The sequence below is a fragment of the Streptomyces sp. NPDC058469 genome (assembly GCF_042721125.1).
GTDB lineage: Bacteria > Actinomycetota > Actinomycetes > Streptomycetales > Streptomycetaceae > Streptomyces.
Map to the genome: position 1 here is coordinate 80,010 of NZ_JBHXME010000003.1, position 17,747 is coordinate 97,756.

Below are 17,747 nucleotides of genomic sequence, written 5' to 3' on the forward strand. Positions count from 1 at the left end.
CCCCGGTACTCCAACTCCAGGACAGGCTCCCTGAAGCCCGGAACTCCAGGACAGGAAAGGACAGGCCGTGCCCCTCGTCACCACCGGCGAGCTCGTCACCCGCGCCGCCACCGCCCACTCCGCCGTCGCCGCCTTCAACATCATCACGCTGGAACACGTCGAGGCCGTCATCGCCGGCGCCGAGTCCACCGGCGCCCCCGTCGTCCTCCAAGTCAGCGAGAACGCCGTCAAGTTCCGCTACGGCCGCCTCCTCCCGCTCGCCCGCGCGGCCGTCGCCGCCGCCGAACGGGCCGCCGTACCCGTCGCGTTGCACCTCGACCACGTCCAGAGCGAAGACCTGCTGCGGCAGGCGCACAGCGCCGGGTTCAGCTCGGTCATGTACGACGCGGCCCGCCTGCCCTACGCCGAGAACCTCGCCGCGACCCGCGCCGCCGCCGACTGGGCGCACGCCCAAGGGCTGTGGATCGAGGCCGAGTTGGGAGAGGTCGGCGGCAAGAAGGGCGAGCCGCCCCTCGACGCCCACGCGCCCGGCGCCCGCACTGACCCGGCCCAGGCCCGCGCCTTCGTCGCCGACTCCGGCGTGGACGCGCTCGCCGTGGCCATCGGCAGCTCGCACGCCATGACCACCCGTACTGCTGCCCTCGACCACGACCTCCTCAAGCGGCTCACCGCCACCCTGGACGTCCCCCTCGTCCTGCACGGTTCCTCAGGAGTCCCCGACGACGAACTGACCGCGGCCGTCGCCGGCGGCATCACCAAGGTCAACGTGGGCACGGCCCTCAACCTCGCGATGACCGGCGCGATCCGCGCGTTCCTCGCCGAACACCCCGAGGCGGTCGACTCCCGCAAGTACCTGAGCGTGGGGCGGGAGGCGATGGCGGGGGAGGTGGCCCGGATCATCGGCGTGCTGAGCTGAAGCCCGCTGCTGAGAACGACCGGCAATAGGCATCGGGTGTGGGACAGGACGCAGAGCAGGCACGGGTCCTCGTGGTCATGGAGATCTGCGCTCAGTGATCACGAAGGACGGCCGTGCCCGCGCCGCCGTCGTGCTGCTCGAAACCGCTGGGCGTCGGAGCACGACGATCACGACCGCCGTGCTCCGGGTCGGCCTACCGTGCCGGGCGGAACGGCTGCAGGAAGCGGATCCCGTCCTCGATGCCGCCGTCCATCAGTTCCAGCAGTTGGGGCACCAGGTCCTGCATGCGGGGTGCGTGCAGGTGGCCGTCGAGGGCCTCGCGGCTCTCCCAGCGCTCGAAGATGACGAACGTGCCCGGTTGCCCCTCGACCTGGTGAGCGTCGTAGTCGATGTTGCCCGCGTCGTGGCGTGATGCGGTGACGGCGGCTGTCATGAACGCCTTCATCGCGGCTTCCTTCCCGGGTTTGGCCCGGGCTTCCCACAACACGGTGACGTAGTGGTTCGACGTGGTGGTCATGCTTGCTCCTCCTGGCTCCGAACAGCGTCGTTGTGCGCCGTTCACGACTCGACACTGAGCCCCGGGGAGCGTCGGCGGGAGCTACGGGGCTTCGTGGTACAGCGCGTACCACCCAGCGGGGCGGGGTGTGCGGGAGGATGGTGTGCATGGATCAACTCGGTGCCGCGCTGCGGGCGTGGCGGGACCGGCTGGACCCCCTGACGGTGGGCTTCGCACACGGCTCACCCCGTCGGGTCCCCGGTCTGCGACGCGCGGAGCTGGCGACGCTGGCCGGCATCTCGGTCGAGTACGTGGTCCGGCTGGAGCAGGGACGGGTGGCGACACCCTCGGCGCAGGTCTGCTCGGCCCTGGCTCGCGCCCTGCACCTGTCCGACGACGAGCATGCCCACCTTTTGCGCATGGCCGGTCACGCAGCGGATCCGAGCCGGGTTCCGCGAATGATTCCAGGGAGCCTGTACCGGATCGTGGACCAGCTCGCCGGCAACCCGCTGGCGATCTACGACGCCACCTGGCAGTTGCTGCACTGGAACCCGCTTTTCGCGGCCACCTTCGGCGATCCCACGGTCCGCGGCGTGGGAGATCGCAACGTCCTGGTCTGGCAGTTCCTGGGTGAGCTGCCCCGGGTCCGGCAGACGGCGGCCGAGCGGGCGGCGTTCGAGGAGTCCCTCGTCGCCGACCTGCGCGCGACGACGAGCCGGTACCCCGACGACCCCGACCTCGCGGCGTTGGTATCGAGGCTGAACCTCAGCCCACGGTTCCGCGAGTTGTGGAGCCGCCGAGCGGTGGGCGGTCACCAGAGTGCGCACAAACTCGTCCAGCACCCGGATGTCGGAGACATCGCCATGAACTCCGACATCCTCAACACCCAGGACACGAACCTCCGCCTCGTGGTGTACACGCCGCAGCCAGGCACCGACGCCCGCAGCAAACTCGAATTCCTCGCGGCCATCGGGGTCCAGAGGATGTCTCCCCAGGGATGAAGGCCCGCGTTCCGCCTCGTCCGGTGGACCAGGCCGCAGGGTGGTACGCGCCGTACCAGGAAGTTTCGTAGCTCCCGCCAACCCTCCCGGGGACCCAGCATGAAGTGCGTGAACAGCGCACGACCGTGCTGTTCGGACCAGGAGGAGCCAGCATGACCACCACATTCATCACCGGGGCCAACAAGTCCCTCGGTCTTGAAACCGCTCGCCGTCTCGTCGAGGCGGGGCACACCGTCCTCCTCGGTGCCCGCCACCGTGAGCGCGGTGAGGCCGCGGCAAAGGCGCTCGGTGCCCGGTTCGTCCAGATCGACGTGACCGACGACGCTTCGGTCCAGGCCGCGGCCGCGGATGTCGCCGCGCATGAGGGAACGATCGACGTCCTGGTCAACAACGCCGGCGTCCTCGGCAAGGTCGGCCCCGTCGAGGAGTACACCGCGGCCGACATGAGCTCCGTGCTCGACGTGAACGTCGTCGGGATCGTGCGCGTCACGCACGCCTTCCTCCCGCTGCTGCGCCAGTCGCCGAACCCCGTCATCGTCAACGTGTCCAGCGGGATGGGCTCCTTCGGCATGACCCAGGACCCGGCGCGGATCGAGTCGCAGTACGCCCTGCCCCTCTACTGCGCCTCGAAGGCCGCGGTCACGATGCTCACGACGCAGTACGCCAAGGAACTGAAGGACGTGAAGGTCAACGCCGCAGACCCCGGGCAGACCGCGACCGACTTCACCGGCGGCCTCGGACACAGCGTCGCCGACGGCGCGGAGTCCATCGTGACCCTCGCGACGATCGGCCCGGACGGGCCGACGGGACAGTTCATCGACCGGTCCGGGAACCTCCCGTGGTGAACCTGCCCTGAGCTCGGGGTCGGTCGACCCGCCGCCCTGCGCGTACCTCACGCTCGTCATCTCTACGCTCAGTGATCACGAAGGACGGCCGTGCCCGCGCTGGTCCATGGTTCCGGCTACGAGCGGATCTCCACGCCCGGATGCCCGGACCGCACCATCCGCCGACGCCTCAAAGAGCGGTCCCGGCAGGGGATTTCCGAAGCGCCGCACGCTCTCGCCCCGGTCGACCGGGGCAAGCAGGGCTGAAGCGCTCCGCCGCCTGCGACGCCCGCGGCGTTCCGTTGGGGATCATCTCCGAGGGGGCCGATAGCCATGACTCGCCCCCGCTCGGACTGACTCTGGACGCCGCGCAGGAGCAGGTCGGCACCCTGCCGGACACCGGGAACGTCCACCTCGACCGGGGCTACGACAGCATCAAGTCCCGTGCGTTGACAGCCCAGTCGGGGTTCACTGCCGAGATCGCCCGCAAGGGTGTGCCCGCCCCGATCCAGGCCGGCAGGCGCTGACCCGTCGAGCGCCCGCATTCGTGGGTGAACGGCTACGCCAAGCTTCAGCGCTGCACCGAGAGAAACGGCAGGGGTCGTAGACCTCTACCTCTACCTCGCCGCTACCCTCGACACACTTCGCACGCTGACCTGGCAGACACGCAGCCGCTATCGCCGGGATGGCCGACCAACCAGCCGCAGCCTCAAGTGATCCATTCGCCGGTTGCCGGCCGGTCTGAGCCGCGTGCTGAGTCGCGCTACCTCTTCACGGCCTTCAGGACCACGAACTTCGCGTCGCTGGCCACCAGTTGACTGTTGCCGAACAGCCGCTTCAGCTTCACGTGGTAGGCGAGATGCCGGTTGCCGACCACCCACAGCTCGCCGCCCGGCCGCAGCGCGCGCCGCGCCCCGGAGAACATCCGCCAGGCCGTCGCGTCGGTCGTCGCCTGGTGGGAGTGGAACGGGGGATTGTTGAGCACGAGGTCCACGCTGTCGGCCGGGACCCCGACCAGCCCGTCCCCGACCCTGAACTCGGCCTGCCCCGGAACCCCGTTCGCCTTGTATGTCGCCTCCGCCGAGGCCACGGCCTGGAACGACTCGTCCACGAACAGGACTTCGGCCTCCGGATCGGCCAGCGACACCGCCGTACCGACGACTCCGTTGCCGCACCCGAGGTCAACGACGCTGCCAAGCCCACGACTTGAGGGCAGGTGCTGGAGGAAGAAACGGGTGCCGATGTCGAGGCGTTCCGCGCAGAACACGCCCGCGTGGTTGACCACGGTCCGGCCCGAGACCGCGCCGATGCCGTCGGGCAGGGCGTAGCTGTGCGGCCAGGGGTTGGCGGCGCGGGCCGACGACCGTGGCGTGCAGTGGATCAGCCGGGCCTTCTTCTCGGCCAGCGAGGTCCGGGTCGGGCCGAGGATCCGCTCGAACAGCTTCAGCGTCGAGGTGTGGATCTCCTTCACCATGCCGGTACCGACGACGACCGTGTCCGCGTGCACCGCGGGCGCCAGCCGCAGCAACTGGTCCTCCAGCAGCGCGAGGCTCTTGGGCACCCTGACCAGCAGCACGTCGACGCGCTCGGGCGGCGGATCCTGGGTGGTGAGCAGCCGTACGGAATCGGCGTCGGCCTCGCCCCGTGCGAGGTTCGCCCGCGTCGCCTCCTGGGTGAGGAACGAGTCCGTGATCTGCACTGGTTGATGGTCCGCGAGGGCCGTGGCCAGGGCGCCCCAGCGGTCGCCCACGATCACGACCGTGCCGGACAGCGGGGTGTCCTGTTCCGCGAGATGCCGCAGAAGGTATTCGTCGGAGGCGTCCCAGGCACGCAGCTGGTCGCGCGGGTCCTCGGGAAAGCGGGCCAGGGCGTGCTCGCCCCACGGAGTCGTCATTCGGTCGATATGGTCGTCCATCGTGCGCCAAGGCTAACCGAGTCCCAGTTCACGGCCGGTCGGGCAGGATGGGGCCATGGACGCGGAGCTGTTTCCCAGGGCCCGTACGGAGGTCGCGCCGGGCGCGGTGCACCTGCCGGACTGGCTCGACACCGACCGCCGGCGCGACCTCCTGACGGGCTGCCGCGAGTGGGCCCGGCCCCCGGCCGGCCTGCGAACGGTCCGCACCCCAGGCGGCGGCACGATGACCGCCCGGCAGGTGTGCCTGGGCTGGCACTGGTACCCGTACGCCTACTCCCGCACGGTGACCGACGGCGACGGCACGCCGGTGAAACCGTTCCCGGCCTGGCTCGACGAGCTGGGCAGGCGGGCGGTCGCCGACACACTGGGGGCGCCGACGGCGTCGTACGACATCGCACTGATCAATTTCTACGACGGCGACGCCCGCATGGGCATGCACCGCGACAGCGACGAACAGTCCGACGCCCCCGTGGTGTCCCTCAGCCTCGGCGACACCTGCGTCTTCCGCTTCGGCAACACCGAGACCCGCACCAAGCCGTACACGGACATCGAACTGAGAAGCGGCGACCTTTTCGTGTTCGGAGGCCCGTCCCGGCTCGCCTATCACGGCGTGCCGAGGGTGTACGAGGGCACAGGACCACGGGAGTTGGGCCTGACGGGCAGGCTGAACGTGACGCTGAGAGTGAGTGGCTTTTGAACGGGGGGAGTGGGACGCGCCCTGAAGGGGCGCGGGGCTGTATCGATATGCGGCTCCGCCGCGTGGCGCGACAAGCCCCCACCGGCCGCCACTGTGAACACGACCCCCAACGGCTCGCTCTACGGATCATGGGAGACTCGCCCTCATGAGCGGCAAGGCGGACCCCCGGCCGGCGGGGGATGGGACCACCTCAAGAGCGCGACTGGACCGGGGCCGCAGCGCGCTCGGCCCCGCGCTGGAGCTGGTGCACACCGGACGCGCCCCCACCCGCGCCGTACTCACCGCCGAACTGGGGGTGACCCGCGCGACGGCCGGCGCGGTCGCCGCCGAGCTGGAGGCCCTCGGCCTGATCAGGGTCGACGCCAGGCCAGGCGCCGCAGCCGGTTCGCAGGGACGCCCCTCGCACCGGCTCGCGCTGGCCGATGACGGCCCCGTCGTCCTCGCCGCCCAGGTGCACGCCGACGGCTTCCGCGCCGCGCTGGTAGGGCTCGGCGGGCAGCTCGTGGCGACGGCGCCCGGCTGCGAGACCGTCGACGCCGACCCCGCGAAGGTGCTCGGCTCGGTCGTCGAGGCCGGCGCGGATCTGTTGCGCGAGACGGGCCGGCGCTGTGTCGGTGCCGGGCTCGCCGTGCCCTCCGCCGTCGCCGAGCCCGAAGGGCTCGCGCTCAACCCTCTCCACCTGGCCTGGCCCGCGGGCGCGCCCGTGCGGCGGATCTTCGCCGAGTGCGTGCGCGCGGCCGGCCTCACCGGACCCGCGTTCGCGGGCAACGACGTCAACCTCGCCGCGCTCGCCGAGCACCGGCACGGCGCGGGCCGCGGCGCCCGCGACCTCCTGTGTGTGGCGACCGGACACCGGGGTGTCGGCGGCGCCCTGGTGCTCGACGGGCGTCTGCACACCGGGAGTTCGGGCCTCGCGCTCGAAGTCGGGCACCTCACCGTGAACCCCGAGGGCCGCCCCTGCCACTGCGGCAGCCGGGGCTGCCTCGACGTCGAGGCCGACCCGCTCGCCTTCCTCACCGCCGCCGGCCGTGAGCCCGGCCCCGAGGTGTCCCTGCTCCAGGAGTCCAACGAACTGATCCGTCACCACTACGACGATCCGGCCGTCCGGAAGGCCGCCGAGGCCCTGATCGACCGGCTCGGGCTGGGGCTCGCGGGCCTGGTGAACATCCTCAACCCCGACCGGATCATCCTCGGCGGACTGCACCGCACGCTCCTGGACGCCGACCCGGACCGGCTGCGCGCGGTCGTCGCCGACCGGAGCCTGTGGGGGCAGAGCGGGGGTGTGCCGATCCTCGCCTGCAGCCTCGACCACAACAGCCTGGTCGGGGCAGCCGAGTTGGCGTGGCAGCCGGTCCTCGACGACCCGCTGGCGGCCCTGTCCTGACTGCGCACGGTGTCGCCCGGCAGACGCCGTACAAAAGGTGTGTGGTGGGCCCGTTGGGTCCGTGACCCGAGTGGGTCTATCGTCGGAAACCTAAGGCCAGAGGATGGAGGCGGCCGGTGATGCCGCAGGACGAGGCCGTGATCGGATGCACGGGTGAGGTGATCATCGAGACCCGCGGGAGCGCGGGCCCCGGCGAGATCCTCGTGCGGGTCCGGGGCGGCTCCGAGACATTCCTGGCCTGGTCGGATGATCCCCTGCCCACGGGGGCCAGGGTGCTCGTGATCGAGTCCCGTGGACGTCGTGCCGTGCACGTCATCGAGTGGGCGGATCCATTGGACGCGCTGGGCGGCGAACCCGCCGGCGCAGAGTGAGGAGCAAGACATGTTCGGTTACCGCGTTCCCGCCCCCGATGAGGCGATGCTGATCTCGGGTGGCAGGCGGGGACTGGGGGGCGCGCCGTTCCGAGTGGTGACAGGGCACGGAAAGTTCGTGCTCCCGGTCTTCCGCAAGACCCGTTTTCTCACGCTGTCGATGTGCGAGGCCGAGGTCACCGAGACCTGTGTGACCAGGCAGGGCATCGCGCTGCACGTCCGCGCCGTGATCGCGTTCAAGGTCGGCAACGACACCGAGAGCATCATCAACGCGGGCCAGCGCTTCCTCTCCGACCAGGACCAGATGTCGGTGCTGACCGGCCGGATCTTCGCCGGTCACCTGCGGTCCATCATCGGCTCGATGACGGTCGAGGAGATCGTCACGGAGCGGCAGAAGCTCGCCGCCGAGGTCCTGGACACGTCAAAGGTCGAGATGGCCAAGATCGGTCTGATCGTGGACTCGCTGCAGATCCAGTCGATCGACGACGGCGAGGTCGGCTACATCGAGGCCATGTCCGCACCGCACAAGGCGGCCATCCAGCGGCAGGCCCAGATCGCCCAGGCGCAGGCCACCCAGGCCTCGGTCGAGGCGGAGCAGGTCGCGGCCCGCAACCAGGCCGAGTACGCCCGGCAGACCGCGGTGGTCAAGGCCGAGTACTCGGCCGAGGTCGACCGCGCCCAGGCCCAGGCCGCGCAGGCCGGACCGCTCGCGCAGGCCCACGCCCAGCAGGAAGTGCTCGCCGCGCAGACCGAACTGGCCCAGCGCCAGGCCGAGTTGCGCCAGCAGCAGCTGGTCGCCGAGATCGTCAAGCCGGCCGAGGCCGAGGCCCAGCGGATCAAGCTGCTCGCCATCGCCGAGGCGGAGCGCATGAAGATCCAGGCAGAGGCGGCGGCCTCCTACGACCGCGTCGCGCTCGACCGGATGCTGATCGACCAGCTCCCGCAGATCGTGAAGGAAGCGGCGGGCGGCCTCGCCGGCGCCAACGTCAACGTCCTCAACGGCGCGGACGGCCTCGGCGAGATCGCGGCCGGCCTGGTCTCGCAGGGCCTCACGATCCTGGACTCGGTCCGGGGCAACCTGAGCGGCGCGGACCCCGACGGCCGCCGCCCCGGCGAGGAGGTCAAGAACCTGCTCCAGCTCCAGGCGAAGAAGGACGACAAGAAGAACGACAAGAAGAACGACGGCCCGGTGGACCTGGACTGACCACCCGCACAACCGAGTTGGCGGTTCTACGGCGCCGTGAGGCTCCACAGGGCCGCCACCAGCGGGCGGCGCAGATCCGCCCGCCGTACGCACAGCCCGATCGGGAACGGCTCCGGCGGCGGGTCCGCCGCGACCACCGCCAGCCGTTCCCGTACGGCACTGTTCTCCAGTACGAGCCGGGGCACCACGCCCGTCCCACAGCCGAGCGCGACCAGGGTCAACAGCCCTTCGTGGCCGTCCGGTTCACAGGCCACGTCCGGTGTCGTGCCCCGGACGCGGAACCAGCGGTCGGCCGCCTCGCGGACCAGACCCCGGTGCGGGAGGACGAACGGGCCGTCGAGCCCCGGATCGGGACGGTCGCGGGCGGTGACCAGGACCAGTTCGGTCACCGCGACCGTCCGGCTCACCAACGGCTCCGGCAGCCGCGCCGGGATGCCCGCGACCGCCACGTCGACCTCACCCTCGTCGAGCCGGGCCAGCGCCGCCGCCGCGTCGCCGGTGCGCAGGTCGAGCAGTACCTGCGGATGTGCGGCCCGGAAGGGCGCCAACAGGTCGGGCAGCAGCGCCTGGCAGGCGGTCACCGTGGCGAACAGGGCCAGCCTGCCCGTGAGTTCGGCCGGGTCGGGATGCTCCTCGCGGTAGGCACGCCACAACTCCAGTGACTGGACGGCGTATTCACGGAAGCGGTGCCCCTCCGCGGTCAGGGACACCCCGCGCGCCCCGCGGTCGAACAGCCGGTGTCCGAGGCCGGCCTCCAGCCGCTGCACGGTCCGCGTCAGTGTCGCCGGACTGACATGGCAGTCGAGGCTCGTCCGCCCGAAGTTCAGCGTCTGCGCCAGATGCAGGAAAAGCCGTAGCTCCCGATGGTCGTCCCGCATACCGTGACCTGGCCCTTTCACCTCGCGCAACAGACCGCTGCGAAGGTTGCGCTTGCCGCAACACCCGCCCGGAGCCTACAACTCCTCCATGACCTCGACCACGTACACCTCCGCCGTCTTCGCCCTCGAAACGATGGACGTGCCCGGCGGCACGGAGACCATCCTGCGCGGCGGCCGGCACCTCTTTCCGCTGCTCCCGCAGGCCTTCGCCGGCGTCCGCCGCATCGGCGTCATCGGCTGGGGCCCACAGGGCCGCGCCCAGGCCCGCAACCTGCGCGACTCCCTCGCCGGTACGGACATCCGGGTGAGCGTCGGCCTGCGCCCCGGCTCGGCATCGGCGGCCGACGCCCGCGCCCACGGCTTCACCGAGGAGAACGGCACGCTCGGCGACTGGCTCGCGGTCACCGCCGACAGCGACCTGGTGATCCTGCTCATCGCGGACGCGGCCCTCGCCGCCCACCACGAGCAGATCTTCGCCGCCCTCAGGCCCGGCGCCACCATCGGCCTCTCGCACGGCTTCTTGCTCGGTCATCTCCGGGCCACCGGTGGGGAGTTCCCGCCCGGACACGGAGTCATCGCCGTCTGCCCCAAGGGCATGGGCGACTCCGTGCGCCGGCTCTACGAGCAGGGCGCCGAGATCAACGGCGCGGGTATCAACAGCAGTTACGCCGTCCATGCCGACCCCGACGGCAGGGCCACCGACCGCGCGCTCGGCTGGTCGGTCGCGCTCGGCTCGCCGTACACCTTCCGCACCACCCTGGAGAGCGAGTACCGCTCCGACATCGTGGGCGAACGCGCCATCCTGCTCGGCGCCGTCCACGGCATCGTCGAGAGTCTCTTCACGCACTACCGCCTGACCGGCGACGACGCGGTGACCGCGTACGAGCGCTCCTGCGAGAACGTCACCGGACCCATCGCCCGCACCATCTCCCAGGCCGGACTCCGCGCCGTCCGCGAGGAGTTGGACCCGGCCGGACGCGAGGTCTTCGACCGCGCGTACTCGGCGACCCACGGCCCCGCCCGCGAGATCGTCGCCGAGATCTACGACGAGGTCGCCGACGGCACCGAGCTGCGCAGCGTCGTCCTCGCCGAACGGCGGCTCGGGGCACGGGAGATGAGCGGGATCGGCGGTTCGCCGATGTGGGCCGCGGGAGCCGAGGTGCGGGGGCGCCGGGCCGAACGGGCCCTGCCCGTCGAGCCGTTCACCGCCGGGGTGTTCGTGGCGACGATGACCGCCCAGGTCGACGAGTTCGCCGAGCGCGGCCACCCCTGGTCGGAGATCGTCAACGAGTCCGTCATCGAGGCGGTCGACTCCCTGCTGCCGTACATGCACGCCCGCGACGTGGCGTACATGGTGGACAACTGCTCCCGCACGGCCCGCCTGGGCGCCCGCCGTTGGGGCCCGCGCTTCCAGGCGGCCTACGAGCAGATCGCCTACCCGGCCGCCGAACTCCCGGCGGACGAGGCCCTGTTGGCGGCCTTCGACAGCCACCCCATGCACGAGGCCCTGGCCGCGGCGGCGAAACTGCGGCCGTCGGTGGACATCTCGGTGGCCTAGCTCAACGCGAGGCCGGGAACGGCAGGGCGTCCTGGTAGGCGTTCACCGGCTTGGCGACCTTCTGGACGGTGACGCCGTCGAGCGCGGCCGCGGCGGAACTCGTCCCCAGGGTTCCGCCCGCGTGCCAGGTCCCGGTGATCGTCACCCAGGTGTTGGCGGACAGTGCCGGGATGCCGTAGACCCGCACCTTGATGGACTGGGTGTCCGCCGCGCAGCACGAGATCATGATCCGGGTCAGGTCCCAGGAGACGGATCCCTTGTCGGGCGTGACGAAACCGGTCATCCGGACGGTGCGGCCCTTGATGGCCCGCTTGCGGTCCTGCTGCACGCGGGTCGTGAAGTCGGTGAACGTCATCGGCAGCGGCGAGGTCGCGGGCAGCGGATCGAAGGCGTCCTGCACGGGGACGGCCTTGGTGGCGGCGCGGGAGGCGGTGTAGGCGCCGAGGGCGGGTAGGGCCTAGAAGAGGAGGCTGAGGGCGGGGAGGAAGAGCAGCCAGGCGACGCGGGGGACCTTGGAGTGGTTGTGGCCCATGTGCTCTTCGGAGGGTTCGGTGTGGTTCTGACCCATGTGGTCTTGATCTATGTGGTCGTGGCCCATGTGATGGTCGTCCACGCCCGGTTTCTGCCGTGACCGAGACCATGCCTCCGCGATGCCGAGCAGGATCAGCAGGAACCCGGACACGACGAGCATAGGGCGCATGCTCGGCTTGACGTAGCGCAGGCACAGGTCCGTGAAGAGCGAGGCGTGCAGCAGGCCCAGACCGCTGAGGACGAGCAGGGTCACCTGGAGGGGTCGTCTCACAGCAGTACGGCTCCGATCAGCGTGCTGGACAGCACCGCGACGACCGTCGTGGCGGCGGAGAAGCGGGCCGCGAAGGCCCGGCCGAACGTGCCCGCCTGGAGGGCGATCAGCTTCAGGTCGACCATGGGGCCCACGACCATGAAAGCGAGCCGGGCAGTGGGGGAGAAGCCCGTGAGGGAGGACGCCACGAACGCGTCGGCCTCGGAGCAGACCGCGAGGATGATCGCGAGCGCGGCCAGGAACAGCACCGACAGCCAGGGCGAGCCGGCGAAGGTGTCGAGCACGGAGCGCGGGACCGCGACATTGAAGGTCGCCGCCGCCATGGCACCGACGACCAGGAACCCGCCCGCGTGCAGGAAGTCGTGCTGGAAGCCGGTACGGAACTCCGTGAAGCGGCTGTGCCCCGGCCGGTGCCCGGTGTGCCGCGCGACCGGCCGCAGCCACTCCTCACGCCCCAGCCAGAGCCACAGCCGGCCCATCACCACGGCGGTCGCGAGCGAGGCGAGCAGCCGGGCCAGCACCATGACCGGGCTGGCGGGAAACGCGATCGCGGTGGCGGTCAGCACGACCGGGTTGATCGCGGGCGCCGAGAGCAGGAACGCGAACGCGGCGGCCGGGGTGACCCCACGCCCGATCAGACTGTTCGCGACCGGCACCGACGCGCACTCACAGCCCGGCAGCACGACCCCCGCGATCCCGGCCACCGGCACGGCGAACACGGCCCGCTTGGGCAGCACCTTCGTGAACACCCGCGCCGGCACGAACGCGTTGATCGCCCCCGACAGGGCCGTACCCAGCAGCAGGAAGGGCAGCGCCTGCGTGGTGATGGCGAGACACACGGTCCGCCACGCCTGCACGGCCGGCGCGTCCAGCCACCGCCCGACGACGAACAGCATCAGCCCCGGAACGACCGCTGCCCCGAGCAGCATGAGCGGCCAGGACCGGGGCCACCCGGCCGCCGCGACATCCGCTTCCGCCGCTCTCGGCGGCTAAACCGTCGTCGTCTGCACACGAGCTCCACATGTTCGATGTTCGCGTCGAACATAGCGGGCCCGGCTCAGCCCTCGGCGACCGCCGCCGACGAGAGGGCGTACTGCGCGACCCCCTCACCGAGCGACCAGTCGACCGACTCGTTCTCGGTCACCGTGACGAACACGTTCCGGGGCTCGGTCCCCGCGTACGCGTGGGCGAGTTCGGCGATCCGCCGGTACAGCGCCCGCTTCCGCTCGGGGCCGCGCCCGGAGCGCATGGTTCTCGCGACGAACACGATCCCGTCGTCGCGGTCGACACCGAGATAGCCGCCGTAGCGGAGTGTGCTGTGGGCGCCGTCGTGACCGACCAGGACCTGGAACCGGTCGTCGTCCGGAATCCCGATCGTCTCCACCAGCGCGTCGTGCACGGCACGGCCGAGCGCGTCGAGCCGCGCGGGGTCGGCGCGCAGCGCGTCGATACGGACGAAGGGCATGAGGGGTCTCCTTCCTCTCAACTGCTCTCGTTGTCAAGCGAGTTCGGCTTCACCGGATCTCTTTCAACGCCACTCGACCGCGAACGCCCGCGCCGGGTTCTCGGTGAAGACGCGCTGCACCAGTTCCTCCCCCAACTCCACCGCGAGCCGTGGCCGAACCCGCCGCAACAGATGCGGCATTCCCGGGCCGCCGTCCACCGAGCGCGCGTCGGCGACGACCGTGTCCCCGCCGAGCAGCAGGCGGTCTCCGAAGCCGGCCTCGGCCAGGGCCCGGATCGCGTCCGGCATCCGCCAGTCCGTGGCGTGGTGGGCGCGGGACGGCCCGTCGAACGCCAGGTAGGGGCCCGCGTCGGCGGCCTGTCGCTGGACCACCGGGTCGGGGGAGCGGTTGAGGTGGCCGAGGACCACCCGGTGCGGTTCCACCCCCAACTTGCCGCACAGCAGGTCGAGTACGTCGAGGGCACCCGTGCCCAGCTCCAGGTGGACGGCGATCGGCGCGCCCGTCGCGCGGTGGGCCTCGGCCGCGGCGGCCATCGTCCAGCGGGCGTGCGCGTCGAGGCCGTGGAAGCCGCCCGCGACCTTGATGATCCCGGCGCGGACACCGGTCGGACCGACGCCTTCCGTCAGTTCGGCGACGAAGACCTCGGCCAGTCTGCCGCGCAGACTCTCCAGCAACTCAGGGCTGTAGTGCGCCGCTTGGTGCAACCCGGTCGCGCAGACCACGTGCACACCCGTGAACCGGGACAGCGACGGCAGATCGGCGACCCGCCGACCCATCCCGTACGGCGTCCACTGCACGACGCCGCCCCCGCCGACGGCACGGAACGCGGTCAACTCGGCCCGCGCGGCCGAGGCGTCGCCCAGCTCCCGGCCGGGGAGTTGCGGGCTGCGGATGAAGAGATGGTCGTGCGCGTCGCACATACCCAACAGTCGCGGGTCCACATCCCCAAGTACCGTACGGACAAGGGCATTCACCACTGCCGACCCCGCGGTAACCCGCCCCGCCCCGGCGCCGAAAGGTGCAGCACCTGGAACACGTCCCCCTCCGCCTTCGGCGTGTCGTGCTCCCAGAGCGAGAAGTGGACCAGCTCCCAGCTGTGCGGGTCGACGGCCGCCGCCGCGAGCACCGCACCGTCCTCCCCGGCCAGCCGCCGGGTCTCTCCCACCGCGTCCTCCATCACCGCTGCCAACTCCCCACTCCCTGCTATCCGTTGGCGCTGCCGCACAGCTACGGCCACCGGCGAGCCCGCGGCACCGCCCTCCTCGTACGCGAGGCCCGTCCACTGCAACACATCCGGCCGCCCGAAGTCGTTGACGAGCCCCTGGAAGGCGCCGCCCCAGAGGAAGCGGTTCATGCCCTCCACCGTGTTCCATAGATAGAACGGCGCATACTGGTTGACCGGCGAACCGTGCACCCCGCGCTCACGCAGCAGATACGTCTTGAAGCCGAGCCCGTCCCAGTCGTCGAGCAGATGCCCGACCCGCGCGACCCGGCCCCGGATGATGTCCATGTCGTAATCGCCGGGCAGGACAGCAGCGACACCCTTGCATGTACGATCCGAAACAGGGGAGGGGCTGTGACACAAGAGGTTGACCTGTATTTGCGGAAGTCCGCCATCACGCGGCAGAGGGAGCGGGCGTTGACGTTCCGCGCTCAGGAGGATCGCGGGCGTCGGTGGGCTGACGAGAATGGCTACACCGTCCGGAAGGTATGGACCGACAACCTGAGTGCGTACACCGACACGGTACGCCCCGGATTCGTCAGCGCGATTAATGCCCTGCGCGCGGGAGAAGTTCCTGCCCTCTGGTGCTACGCAGCCGACCGATTCTCTCGCAGGAGTTCTAACGACATCACGCCGCTTCTGGACGATGGCAAGCGGATCATCTTCGACTACGAGCGGCTTGATTCGGCGGACGACCGGGACCGTCGGGACATCATCAATCGAGTTGAGGAGGCACGGGAGTACTCGGCTCTTCTCTCGCATCGGGTTCGCGGTACGAAACAGCAGCAGCGCGAGGAGGGTGCTTGGCTGGGCGCTGCGCCGTACGGCTTGCGGATCGTGGACAAAGAGACTCGCAAGCTTGGCCACGCGTCGACGTGGCCAACGCTCATCCGAATCTTCGAATCGACTGCCGAAGGTAAGTCGGCAAGAACTATTGCGCAGGAGCTGAACGCTGAAGGAATTCCCTCGCCTGAAGGGATTTCCTGGGGTGGATCGACGATCCACCGAATGGTGCAGGTGCCCGTGTACGAGGGCTGGCAGGCAGTATCACTGACGAGGGGTGGGCGATCCGTTCCCTACCGCAACAAGCAGGGTGAGCGGGTGTCCGTGCTTGCGGAAGGGGTGGAGCCCGTAACGCGCGACCTCGTCCAGCGCGCCCGCCTGGCCGTGGCGGGGCACTTGCCCGTTGCTCCGGAGTATCAACGGGGCAAGGTGAAGCACCTGTTGTCAGGCCTTCTCCGGTGTGCAAGCTGCGGGGGCGGTACGGCGATTCACGGGCGCTCGTACCGTTGCCTCAACTACACCGTTGGGAAACCGTGCGCAGAGCCGGCGTCGGCCATGCGGTCGCTGATAGAGGCGTACATCTTCGAGGAGTGGATAGGCGCAGTCGTCAGCTCTGACATCGACAATGCCGACCCACTCATGCTGGCCGTGGCGGAGCGGTGGGTAGCTCTTACGAAGCCTGAGGAGACGGAAGAGCACCGCCAGGCGCTTGGAGCCGTGAAAGCCGCTGAACGGTCCCTGGAGCGCCTCGCAGAGGACCGTAAGGCGGGTATCTATGACGGAGCCATGGGTCGCTTCTACCCCCGCCTCGTAGCGGAGGCGGAGTCGGACCTTGTCACCGCGGGGAATCGAGCTGCGGAGTTCAGCGGAGCCGTTGATCTGACGATCTTTGACGACTCCGACGTGCTGCATGCGGCGTGGGATGGGGCAGATGACGCCCTGAGGCGTGACCTGATCCGCTTGGCCATCGACAGCGTGTCCGTGACGCGAGGGCTCCGCGGAAAACCGTTCATCGGTGACGTGCGATGCGACATCACGTGGGCTACGCCGGCTGCTGACTAGCCACGCACGACAGAGCCCCCGTCGGATCGTCCCGACGGGGGCTCTGCGCTGTCTACGGTGCCTCGCTCCACGGTCCCGCTGGAGGGCGCTCGGGGAGCTTGGCATTGGGCCGACGACAGTAATACGCGACGAAGCGTCGCAGGACGTCTGAGCGATCTGTGTCGTCAGGTACAGCGTCGTCGAACGCCTTCCACAACTCCGCGTCGATACGGAAGCGGCTGACTGGTGTCTTCGGTTGGTTGGGCATGGGGGGACGGTAGCAGAGGTGTAGCCACACCGAAGGGTTGCGGTGTGGCTACACCCGCGCCTAAGGTGTAGCCACACCCCGACGCAAGCAAGACGAAGGGCCCGCAGAATCTTGGCGGACGCAGCGGGCCCTTCGTTCCATTACTGGAGGTCTCAGCATGGCACGGAACACGATTCTCGTCGTCGGCAACACCACCACCCCCGTGGACCTGGAAGACCTCACCGCCTTCGCCTTCGATGTGGCCGACCGTCTCGGCCTCCCCGCCCGCGTCGCGGTCGGCATGGCGTACGACGTCACCGACTATGAGGGCGTCGTCCTCTGTGACACGTGGCTCGACTCCGTCCCGAGCGCCGTTCTGGGGGTGGAGGCTGGGGAGGCCGATATGTTTTCGATCGGCACTCAGGAGTTGTACGGCTTCGAGCCCGTGAAGACGTGCGCTCACTGCCTGGAGGACGACGACGAGGCGGCCCCGGTCTACGTCGGCGGCATGTGGGCGGCCCCGGTGTGCCCCTCCTGCGTTGCCACGGCTGCCGGCGTGGCGCTCCACGGGCTCTCGGCGGTCGCCGCATGAGCGCGGAGGCGCAAGACCTCCGCGCCCTCCTGGAGGCCGTCCACGAGGCACTCACGGTGCCGGGTGACCACGTCGACGACCGACGCCTTGCCGACCGCGCGATGTGGGCGCGGACCACTATCCGTGGCGCCCTCGACGAGGACCCCGCAGACGTCGCGTGGAACGCCGACTACCTCCGCGGGAAGATGGCCGCGGAAGAGGCCGCGAGTAAGTAACTATCTGTGACGGAAGACCCCGCGTCGGCTCGGCTGGCACGGGGTCTCTGCGCGTTCCGGGGCCTCGTCGACGTCCTCCGCGGCTGGCCCGGAAGTTCGTGCGGGGTGCATGCACTTCAGGAGTATGTGCGGAGC

The 17,747-nt window shown here is 70.2% G+C and carries 17 protein-coding genes and 3 pseudogenes; 12 read left to right on the forward strand and 8 right to left on the reverse strand.

Annotated elements, in window-relative coordinates:
• The first annotated feature begins 67 nt into the window (after positions 1-67).
• A complete protein-coding gene (locus ACFWP5_RS02795; RefSeq protein ID WP_384149229.1) occupies positions 68-916 on the forward strand; it encodes a ketose-bisphosphate aldolase in 849 nt (282 codons plus the stop codon).
• 193 nt (positions 917-1,109) lie between these two features.
• Here the strand turns inward: ACFWP5_RS02795 and ACFWP5_RS02800 are convergent, their stop codons facing one another.
• Complete coding sequence (locus tag ACFWP5_RS02800) at positions 1,110-1,433, reverse strand: putative quinol monooxygenase (protein WP_384149231.1); 324 nt, start codon at positions 1,431-1,433, stop codon at positions 1,110-1,112.
• A gap of 146 nt (positions 1,434-1,579) precedes the next feature.
• Between ACFWP5_RS02800 and ACFWP5_RS02805 the strand changes: the two genes are divergently transcribed.
• From ACFWP5_RS02805 to ACFWP5_RS02815, 3 genes and pseudogenes are all read left to right on the forward strand, one after another.
• Positions 1,580-2,413 (forward strand): helix-turn-helix transcriptional regulator, encoded by an 834-nt coding sequence (locus tag ACFWP5_RS02805; protein WP_384149233.1) that lies wholly within the window; start codon positions 1,580-1,582, stop codon positions 2,411-2,413.
• 152 nt (positions 2,414-2,565) lie between these two features.
• Entirely contained in the window at positions 2,566-3,258 is a 693-nt protein-coding gene (locus ACFWP5_RS02810) for an SDR family NAD(P)-dependent oxidoreductase (protein ID WP_384149236.1), read from the forward strand.
• Positions 3,259-3,348: 90 nt separating this feature from the next.
• A pseudogene (locus ACFWP5_RS02815) lies at positions 3,349-3,954 on the forward strand (IS5/IS1182 family transposase); the annotation flags it as partial.
• Positions 3,955-4,000: 46 nt separating this feature from the next.
• On the opposite strand, the gene ACFWP5_RS02820 reads toward ACFWP5_RS02815, so the two are convergent.
• The gene (locus ACFWP5_RS02820; RefSeq protein WP_384149514.1) at positions 4,001-5,131 is read right to left on the reverse strand and encodes a methyltransferase; all 1,131 of its coding nucleotides are present in this window, start codon (positions 5,129-5,131) and stop codon (positions 4,001-4,003) included.
• Between the two features lie 76 nt (positions 5,132-5,207).
• On the opposite strand from ACFWP5_RS02820, the gene ACFWP5_RS02825 reads away from it, so the two are divergent.
• The 4 genes from ACFWP5_RS02825 (at position 5,208) to ACFWP5_RS02840 (ending at position 8,808) form a co-directional block, all read left to right on the forward strand.
• Positions 5,208-5,849 carry an alpha-ketoglutarate-dependent dioxygenase AlkB family protein gene (locus tag ACFWP5_RS02825; RefSeq protein ID WP_384149237.1) on the forward strand — a complete coding sequence of 214 codons (642 nt, stop codon included), beginning with the start codon at positions 5,208-5,210 and terminating at the stop codon, positions 5,847-5,849.
• A gap of 145 nt (positions 5,850-5,994) precedes the next feature.
• Positions 5,995-7,233 carry an ROK family protein gene (locus ACFWP5_RS02830; protein WP_384149238.1) on the forward strand — a complete coding sequence of 413 codons (1,239 nt, stop codon included), beginning with the start codon at positions 5,995-5,997 and terminating at the stop codon, positions 7,231-7,233.
• 119 nt (positions 7,234-7,352) lie between these two features.
• On the forward strand, positions 7,353-7,604 hold the full coding sequence (locus tag ACFWP5_RS02835) for a hypothetical protein (protein ID WP_384149240.1): 252 nt from the start codon (positions 7,353-7,355) through the stop codon (positions 7,602-7,604).
• 10 nt (positions 7,605-7,614) lie between these two features.
• Positions 7,615-8,808, forward strand: a complete 1,194-nt coding sequence (locus tag ACFWP5_RS02840; RefSeq protein ID WP_384149242.1) for an SPFH domain-containing protein — start codon at positions 7,615-7,617, stop codon at positions 8,806-8,808.
• A 26-nt stretch (positions 8,809-8,834) separates the two neighbouring features.
• Here the strand turns inward: ACFWP5_RS02840 and ilvY are convergent, their stop codons facing one another.
• Positions 8,835-9,686, reverse strand: a complete 852-nt coding sequence (ilvY, locus tag ACFWP5_RS02845; RefSeq protein WP_384149244.1) for an HTH-type transcriptional activator IlvY — start codon at positions 9,684-9,686, stop codon at positions 8,835-8,837.
• 88 nt (positions 9,687-9,774) lie between these two features.
• Between ilvY and ACFWP5_RS02850 the strand changes: the two genes are divergently transcribed.
• A complete protein-coding gene (locus ACFWP5_RS02850) occupies positions 9,775-11,244 on the forward strand; it encodes a ketol-acid reductoisomerase (protein WP_384149246.1) in 1,470 nt (489 codons plus the stop codon).
• A 1-nt stretch (position 11,245) separates the two neighbouring features.
• On the opposite strand, the pseudogene ACFWP5_RS02855 reads toward ACFWP5_RS02850, so the two are convergent.
• From ACFWP5_RS02855 to ACFWP5_RS02875, 5 genes and pseudogenes are all read right to left on the reverse strand, one after another.
• A pseudogene (locus ACFWP5_RS02855) lies at positions 11,246-12,046 on the reverse strand (TIGR03943 family putative permease subunit).
• Positions 12,043-13,023: pseudogene (locus tag ACFWP5_RS02860) on the reverse strand (permease); the annotation flags it as partial. The pseudogenes ACFWP5_RS02860 and ACFWP5_RS02855, both read right to left, overlap by 4 nt.
• A gap of 80 nt (positions 13,024-13,103) precedes the next feature.
• A complete protein-coding gene (locus ACFWP5_RS02865) occupies positions 13,104-13,511 on the reverse strand; it encodes a tautomerase family protein (RefSeq protein WP_384149248.1) in 408 nt (135 codons plus the stop codon).
• Between the two features lie 63 nt (positions 13,512-13,574).
• The gene (locus tag ACFWP5_RS02870) at positions 13,575-14,489 is read right to left on the reverse strand and encodes a phosphotriesterase (protein ID WP_384149250.1); all 915 of its coding nucleotides are present in this window, start codon (positions 14,487-14,489) and stop codon (positions 13,575-13,577) included.
• Positions 14,483-15,040: a DUF4865 family protein gene (locus ACFWP5_RS02875; RefSeq protein ID WP_384149516.1), complete on the reverse strand. Its 558-nt coding sequence runs from the start codon at positions 15,038-15,040 to the stop codon at positions 14,483-14,485. Before ACFWP5_RS02875 ends, ACFWP5_RS02870 begins: the two co-directional genes overlap by 7 nt.
• Positions 15,041-15,088: 48 nt before the next feature.
• Between ACFWP5_RS02875 and ACFWP5_RS02880 the strand changes: the two genes are divergently transcribed.
• From ACFWP5_RS02880 to ACFWP5_RS02890, 3 genes are all read left to right on the forward strand, one after another.
• Positions 15,089-16,579 carry a recombinase family protein gene (locus ACFWP5_RS02880; RefSeq protein WP_384149252.1) on the forward strand — a complete coding sequence of 497 codons (1,491 nt, stop codon included), beginning with the start codon at positions 15,089-15,091 and terminating at the stop codon, positions 16,577-16,579.
• 404 nt (positions 16,580-16,983) lie between these two features.
• The gene (locus ACFWP5_RS02885; protein WP_384149254.1) at positions 16,984-17,397 is read left to right on the forward strand and encodes a hypothetical protein; all 414 of its coding nucleotides are present in this window, start codon (positions 16,984-16,986) and stop codon (positions 17,395-17,397) included.
• Complete coding sequence (locus ACFWP5_RS02890) at positions 17,394-17,612, forward strand: hypothetical protein (RefSeq protein ID WP_384149256.1); 219 nt, start codon at positions 17,394-17,396, stop codon at positions 17,610-17,612. Before ACFWP5_RS02885 ends, ACFWP5_RS02890 begins: the two co-directional genes overlap by 4 nt.
• Positions 17,613-17,747 lie beyond the last annotated feature (135 nt).